Here is a 6,857-nt window from a genome sequence, read left to right as displayed (position 1 = left end):
CCATGACGAAAACTGAAATCTTTGCGTGCATGTTTGAAAAGTGAATCAGGAATTTTTCCAAAGGCGGGCAGCGGCCGCGGGAATTTTTGCCCGGTGACGAATTCCGCGTTCCCACCTCATCGCGGATGATCGAAGTCGAGGGCGCGGTTAAGGGAATTCAGGGATTATCAGGAGGCGATTTGATAGCTGCACCCCATTCCAGTCTTGTCCTGGTGGTCTGAAAATGGCTTTCCATCGCGCCAGTCCCGATCCGATCCGGGCCGCCGCCTCACACGCCATCGAGAATGATCACCGTCGGCGTGGCCGGCAGCGTGTCCCGCGAAATCTCCAGGGTTCGCTCGGTTCGCATATCGACGGCGAATTCCTGGCCGATCCGGCGCATGAATTCGTCGAGCGGCGTCATGAAGCGATGCATCGGCAGCACGACGGACGACCGCAGGCGCCGCGTGATCTCGGCAATGCCGTCGAGCGACATCGTATAGGTGCCGTCGATCGGGACCATCACGATATCGAGCCGGCCGATCGCCGCGAAATGGCTGTCGTCGAGCTTGTGATGCAGGTGGCCGAGATGACCGATGCAGAGGCCCGCGACCTCGAAGATGAAGATCGAATTGCCGTCCTTGATCATCCCGGCATTCGGATCGTCGCCGAAAGTGCGCCGGATATCGGTCGTCACATTGCGGATATAGACGTCGCCGATGCGCTGGTCGATGCGCGCCGGCTGGCCGTCGTCGCCCCAGCCATGCAGCACATGGGGAATGTGCGGATCGGGAAACAGCGTGTAGTGGGTGCTGTGCGCCCGGTTCATGGTGACGACGTCGGGCAGGCGGCCGGTCGCGTAGGCGCCGCTGTAGTCGGTCGCGATCCGCACCCCTGCGGGAGTGTCGATATAATAGGTCGAATGGCCGGCATAGGTGATCGCGACCGTGCCGGTCCTGGCATCGGCATCGCGAAGTCCAACCGGCGTGGCGCGCGGCGGCGCATTTGCCATCGCCAGACATTCGCTGCGGCGCGGGGCATCCTGGGCAAAAGCCGCTGACATCAGCCAACCCAGCAACGCAAACACGGCAGGGAGAGATCGCAACATGACAGGACCCGAAGCTGACCCTTGTACCATATCGCGCAATCCCGCTGCCGTCATCGCGGTAATCATGCGCGACCGCTGCGGCGGGCCATACGTTGCTCGCCGCGCCGCCATCTTTGGGAGAGCGAACCCTGCCCGGCCGCTGCCGTCAGTCCTGCCCGTAGCCGTAGACCTCCGGCAGGATGAAGATCGCCGCCAGCAGTCCGATCAGCGGAAAGATGGCGACGAACAGCGTGGCGTTGGCCTGCCCGATCGCCGCGAACAGCGACGGGAACAGGAAGATCGCAAGGAAGGACGGCAGCTTGACGAACATGTAGGCAAAACCGCTCGCGGTGCCGCGGTACTCGGGTTTTGCCACCATGGTCGGGATGGTCATGCAGTTCGAGGCATCCCAGTAATGGCCCCACAACATCGCCGCCGCCGCGAACGGCAGCACGTATTTATGATCGGTATAGAGCGCGCCGGCGGCGACCACGAGCGAAACCAGCACGATCGAAAATCCGGCGATGCCGATGCCGCGGTGCCCGATCCTGGGCGTCAGCAGCGGCCCGACCCAGCCGGAAATCGCCGCGAACGAGAACAGCGCCATGGTCACCAGGTTGTTGCCGAGGATCGAGGAGACGCCGACCATCGCGAACAGCACCGGCAAATAGAACGCAAAAGTCGAAAACTCGCTGGCCTGGGCAAAGCAGGCGATCCAGCCATAGAGCGTGGCGCGCCAGCGGATCGGATCCTTGCGCAGGTCGGCAAGGAACGCCGCCGGGTGCGGCTTCGGTATTACGATGTCCTCGTTCGGCAGCATCTCGAGATCGTCGTGGTAGACTTCCCGCGCGACCCGCTTGGCCTCGCTGAAGCGTCCCTGCTGCACCAGCCATACCGCCGTTTCCGGCACGTCGTGGCGCATCACGAGAATAACGAAGGCCGGCAGTGCGCCGAGACCCAGCGTCACGCGCCACACGGTCTCGTGGTCGAGATCGAGCACGAGGAAGATCGCGATCACCGCGAGCGTCAGCACCTCGCCGATCGCGAACATGAATTGCCAGCGGTTGCCCATGACCTCGCGCTCGCCCTTGGCCATGGATTCCATGATATAGGTATAGCCGGTCGATATGTCGCTGCCGAGCGGTATGCCGAGCAGAAACCGGATGACGATGAGCCAGCCCACGCTCGGCACCAGGGCCTGCGCCAGCGCCAGCACGATGAACATGATCATGGTCGCCAGGAACATGATGCGCCGGCCGATCTTGTCGGACAGCCAGCCGCCGATCAGGGCGCCGACGAGCGCGCCGCCCTGCGTGCCGGCCGCCGCAAGACCCAGCATGAACGGATCCGGGTGGTACTGATCCCTGATGAAGATGAGCACGAAAGCGATGGAGTAGAGGTCCCAGGCTTCGACCAGGATCGAGGCCATCATCAGCCATCCGACCTTGTTGCCCTTCGGGCTGTATTTGCCGATGAGATAGCGGACGGCGCTATCCATCGCCGCCTGCTGTGGAACCGCCAATGTCGTCATGTTCTTTCCTCCCTGTGTTTCCATCGTTGTCGGTTGTTGGCTGGGCCAGCGACGCTGCGCTCCCTCTCCCGCGTTTGCGGGGGAGGGCTGGGGTGGGGGAAAGCCTCATCGGCAGTCCCCGAGTGGCGCCCCCACCCCGCCCTCCCCCGCGAAGAGCGGGAGAGGGAGCGAGAGGTCAGCGCTCGTGGCCTGGGGCCGATCGGCTTCATGGCATCGATCCGCTACGTTGCGAGCAGCGGCTCGATGCTGCAATCGAGCAGGCTCGGATCGATACCGGACTCCATGCCATCGAACATGGCGTCCATGAAGTCGATCAGCGCATCGGTGGCGGCGACGGCGCGGTCGATGCGCCGGTTGGCGAAAGCGTTCAGGATCGCGACATGACGCTCGATCGTGCCCGCAACATTGGTCTGCCCCGGCATGTAGCGATGGTGGATGAAGCCGATGCGGCGGTAGATGGTATGCAGCGGCCGCAGCGTGTGGGTCAGGAAAGGTTCGCCGGAGGCCGCCAGCAACAGGGCGTCAATGCGCCGATCGAGCTTGTTGAATTCGTCGAGTGTCATCGCGGCGTGCTTCTCCTTCAGCACGCGTTCGATGTGAAGGGCCTGATTGCGGTGCGACAGGCTGGCACGCTCGGCCGCGAGCTTGACGACGAAGCGCTCGATGTCGCGCCGCAAGCCCAAAAGCAGCCGCTCGCGCGCCAGATCGATCGGCGCAATCTGCAGGCCATGGCGGGGCCTGATGATGATCAGCGTATCGGCCGCGAGCTGGTTGACGGCGTTGTGCACCGGCGTCCGTCCGAATCCCGTGGCAGTCTGCAGTTCCTGCACGGTCAGGAACCGGCCCGGCTTCAGTTCGCAATTGACCAGGAGATCTTCGATGCGCTGGTAGGCAAGTTCAAAGAAATTGACGCGGTTGCGCCGGCTCGGCGCGCCGCCTTGGTCCGGACGTACCAGTTCGAGCGCGCTTTTGCGCCTTGCCATCCCGGCTTCCTCCGCCCGCGTTGCCGCCGCGGCGTTCCCTCGGTCCCAATGTTAAAACATGTTGTGAAATATTACAAGTGGCGTTACGTTTGGCCGCGGCCGGAAACCCGATCGCTTCGCCAACAAGAGTCCTCCCGGCCGACCGCCGCGCGAGGGCCGTGCCCGATGGGAGGAGACCTGCCGTGAAGATCACCGAGATCGAGACCCTGCGCACGGAGGAGTTCGCCAATGTATTGTGGGTCCGCGTCCACACCGATGCCGGCGCGATCGGTCTCGGCGAAACCTTATACGGCGCCGGCGCCGTCGAGGCCCAGATCCATGACACCTTCGCAGCCCGGCTGCTCGGCCGCGATCCGCTTCATATCGAGGCGATCCATCGCGACATGCTCAATCTGCCGATGGCACAGTCTTCGACCGGTGTCGAATATCGCGCCGCTTCCGCCATCGACATCGCGCTGTGGGACCTGTTCGGCAAGGTCTGCCATCTGCCGGTGCACCAGATGCTCGGCGGCCTGTGTCGCGACCGGCAGCGCATCTACAATACCTGCGCCGGCTATAAATATGTCCGCTCCACCAACATCAGGCCGGTGTCGAACTGGAGCCTCGGCCAGGGCGAAGGTCCCTATGAAGACCTCGACGGCTTCATGAACCGTGCCGATGCGCTGGCCGAGAGCCTTTTGGAGAGCGGGATCGGCGCCATGAAGATCTGGCCCTTCGATCCGGCGGCGCAGGAAAACAGCGGCCTGTTCATATCGGCGGCGCAGTTGAAAGAGGCCGTCGAGCCGTTCGAGAAAATCCGCAAGGCGGTCGGCGACAAGATGGAGATCATGGTCGAGTTCCATTCGCTGTGGAATCTGCCGACCGCCAAGAAGATCGCCAAGGCGCTCGAACCTTACGCGCCGACCTGGTACGAGGATCCGATTCGGATGAATTCGCCGCAGGCGCTGGCCGAATATGCGCGCTCGACCGACGTCTGGGTCTGCGCCAGCGAGACGCTCGGGTCGCGCTATCCCTACAAGGACATGCTCGATCGCGACGCGATGCATGTCGTGATGGCGGATCTGTGCTGGACCGGCGGACTGACCGAGGGGCGCAAGATCGCGGCCATGGCCGAAACCTACCACCGTCCGTTCGCGCCGCACGACTGCATCGGCCCGGTCGGATTCGCTGCCGCGGTACACATGTCGTTCAGCCAGCCGAACACGCTGATCCAGGAATCCGTGCGCGCCTTCTACAAGGGCTGGTATAACGAACTCGTCACCCAGGTGCCCGTCATCAAGGACGGCTACGTCTATCCGATGCAGGGCGAAGGCCTCTGCATCGACTTGCAGCCTCAAGTCTATCAGCGTCCGGATCTGACCGTGCGCCGCACCAACATTTGAAGGTCTTTCGATGTCGCAAGCACTGTTCGATCTGAACGGCCGCACCGCGCTGGTGACCGGTTCCTCGCGCGGACTTGGCCGCGCCATCGCCGAGGGGCTCGCGAAGGCGGGCGCGCGAGTGATCATCAACGGCATCGACCCCGCGCGCGTCGACGCCACCGTGGCCGGGATGCGCGGCGCCGGACACGCGGCGGATGGTTCGGCCTTTGATGTCACAAACGAAGCCGGGATCGTCGCGGCCTTCGCCGGCTTCGACGCTGATGGCATCGCGATCGACATCCTGGTCAACAATGCCGGGATCCAGGTGCGCAAGCCGCTGGTCGAATTCTCATCGGTCGAATGGCGCAGGGTGATCGAGACCAATCTGACCAGCGCCTTCGTCGTCGGTCGCGAGGCGGCGAAACGGATGATCGCGCGCGGCCGCGGCAAGATCATCAACATCGGATCGCTGGCGAGCGAACTGGCGCGGCCGACGGTCGGACCATATACCACCGCCAAAGGCGGCATCAGGAACCTGACGCGGTCGATGGCGGTGGAATGGGCGGCGAGCGGCATCCAGGCCAACGCCATCGGACCCGGCTACATGCTGACCGACATGAACGAGGCGCTGGTCAAGAATGCCGATTTCAACACCTGGCTGATGTCCCGCATCCCTTCGAAGCGCTGGGGACGGCCCGAGGAACTGGTCGGCGCGGCCGTGTTCCTCGCATCCGGCGCCTCCGACTATGTCAACGGCCAGATCATCTATGTCGACGGCGGCATGTCAGCTGCCATGTAAGCTGCCGGGGCCGAGGCAGAAAAAATCACGAGAGGAAAAATCCATGCGAGCCGTCGTCATCCACGCCCCGAAAGACCTGCGGATCGACGCCTTTCCCGATTCCCCGCCCGGCGCTTCCGAAGTACGGGTCAAGATCGAAGCCGGCGGCATCTGCGGCTCGGACCTGCATTATTACCATCACGGCGGATTCGGCACCGTCCGGATCCGGGAGCCGATGGCGCTGGGGCACGAAATCGCGGGCGTGATCGCCGCGGTCGGCAGCGGCGTTCCGCATCTTCTGCCGGGCATGCGGGTGGCGGTGAATCCAAGCCAGCCCTGCGGCGTCTGCGTCCATTGCCGCGAAGGCCTGCGCAATCAGTGCCTGGACATGCGCTTCATGGGCAGCGCCATGCGCATGCCGCACGTGCAGGGAGGTTTTCGCGAGCACGTCACGGTCGACGCGGCGCAGGCGATCCCGATCGCAGATCAGCTCTCGCTCGGCGAAGCCGCGATGGCCGAGCCGCTCGCCGTCTGCCTGCACGCCGGAAAGCAGGCCGGACCGCTGCTCGGTAAGCGCGTCCTGGTGACCGGCTGCGGTCCGATCGGCGCGCTGATGGTCGTGGTGGCGCGCTACGGCGGCGCCGCGGAAATCGTAGTGACCGATATCGCCGACGCGCCGCTCGTGGTCGCGCGCCGTCTGGGCGCGAGCCGCACCGTCAACAGCGCGACGGAAGCATCGCGGCTCGAGCCCTATCGCGCCGGCAAGGGCGTGTTCGACATTCTGTTCGAAGCCTCCGGCAATCAGGCGGCGCTGCGCGCAGCACTCGATCTGATGCGGCCCGGCGGAATGATCGTGCAACTCGGACTCGGCGGCGAAATGACGCTGCCGGTGAACACGATCGTCACCAAGGAATTGCAGTTGCGCGGTACGTTCCGCTTCGATCCGGAATTCGAACTCGCGCTGCGTCTGATGGGCGAAGGCCGGATCGACGTCAAGCCGCTGATCACGGCATCGCTGCCGTTCTTGTCCGCGGTCGAGGCATTCGAGCTCGCCAGCGACCGATCGAAGTCGATGAAGGTGCAACTGACGTTTTGAGACGGCGGGTCTTTTGCGGAGGCCAGCGGTCGCAACGATGGA

At 64.0% G+C, this 6,857-nt stretch carries 6 protein-coding genes; 3 read left to right on the top strand and 3 right to left on the bottom strand.

What is annotated here, in order from left to right; all coding sequences use genetic code 11:
* Positions 1-268: 268 nt before the first annotated feature.
* The 3 genes from ABSG20_RS02750 to ABSG20_RS02740 form a co-directional block, all read right to left on the bottom strand.
* A complete protein-coding gene (locus tag ABSG20_RS02750; RefSeq protein ID WP_423862948.1) occupies positions 269-1,087 on the bottom strand; it encodes an MBL fold metallo-hydrolase in 819 nt (272 codons plus the stop codon).
* Positions 1,088-1,232: 145 nt separating this feature from the next.
* Positions 1,233-2,597, bottom strand: a complete 1,365-nt coding sequence (locus tag ABSG20_RS02745; protein ID WP_423862947.1) for an MFS transporter — start codon at positions 2,595-2,597, stop codon at positions 1,233-1,235.
* A 221-nt stretch (positions 2,598-2,818) separates the two neighbouring features.
* Positions 2,819-3,580 carry a GntR family transcriptional regulator gene (locus ABSG20_RS02740; RefSeq protein WP_423862946.1) on the bottom strand — a complete coding sequence of 254 codons (762 nt, stop codon included), beginning with the start codon at positions 3,578-3,580 and terminating at the stop codon, positions 2,819-2,821.
* 182 nt (positions 3,581-3,762) lie between these two features.
* Between ABSG20_RS02740 and ABSG20_RS02735 the strand changes: the two genes are divergently transcribed.
* The 3 genes from ABSG20_RS02735 to ABSG20_RS02725 are packed head-to-tail and all read left to right on the top strand — an operon-like array spanning position 3,763 to position 6,815.
* Positions 3,763-4,962 (top strand): mandelate racemase/muconate lactonizing enzyme family protein, encoded by a 1,200-nt coding sequence (locus ABSG20_RS02735; protein ID WP_423862945.1) that lies wholly within the window; start codon positions 3,763-3,765, stop codon positions 4,960-4,962.
* A gap of 10 nt (positions 4,963-4,972) precedes the next feature.
* Positions 4,973-5,740, top strand: coding sequence for an SDR family oxidoreductase (locus ABSG20_RS02730; RefSeq protein ID WP_423862944.1), 768 nt, complete (start codon positions 4,973-4,975; stop codon positions 5,738-5,740).
* Between the two features lie 43 nt (positions 5,741-5,783).
* Complete coding sequence (locus ABSG20_RS02725; RefSeq protein ID WP_423862943.1) at positions 5,784-6,815, top strand: L-idonate 5-dehydrogenase; 1,032 nt, start codon at positions 5,784-5,786, stop codon at positions 6,813-6,815.
* Positions 6,816-6,857: the final 42 nt, after the last annotated feature.

It is taken from the genome of Bradyrhizobium sp., from assembly GCF_049512235.1.
GTDB lineage: Bacteria > Pseudomonadota > Alphaproteobacteria > Rhizobiales > Xanthobacteraceae > Bradyrhizobium.
The sequence above is the reverse complement of the archived record's forward strand: the minus strand, read 5'-3'. Positions and strand labels throughout refer to the sequence as shown.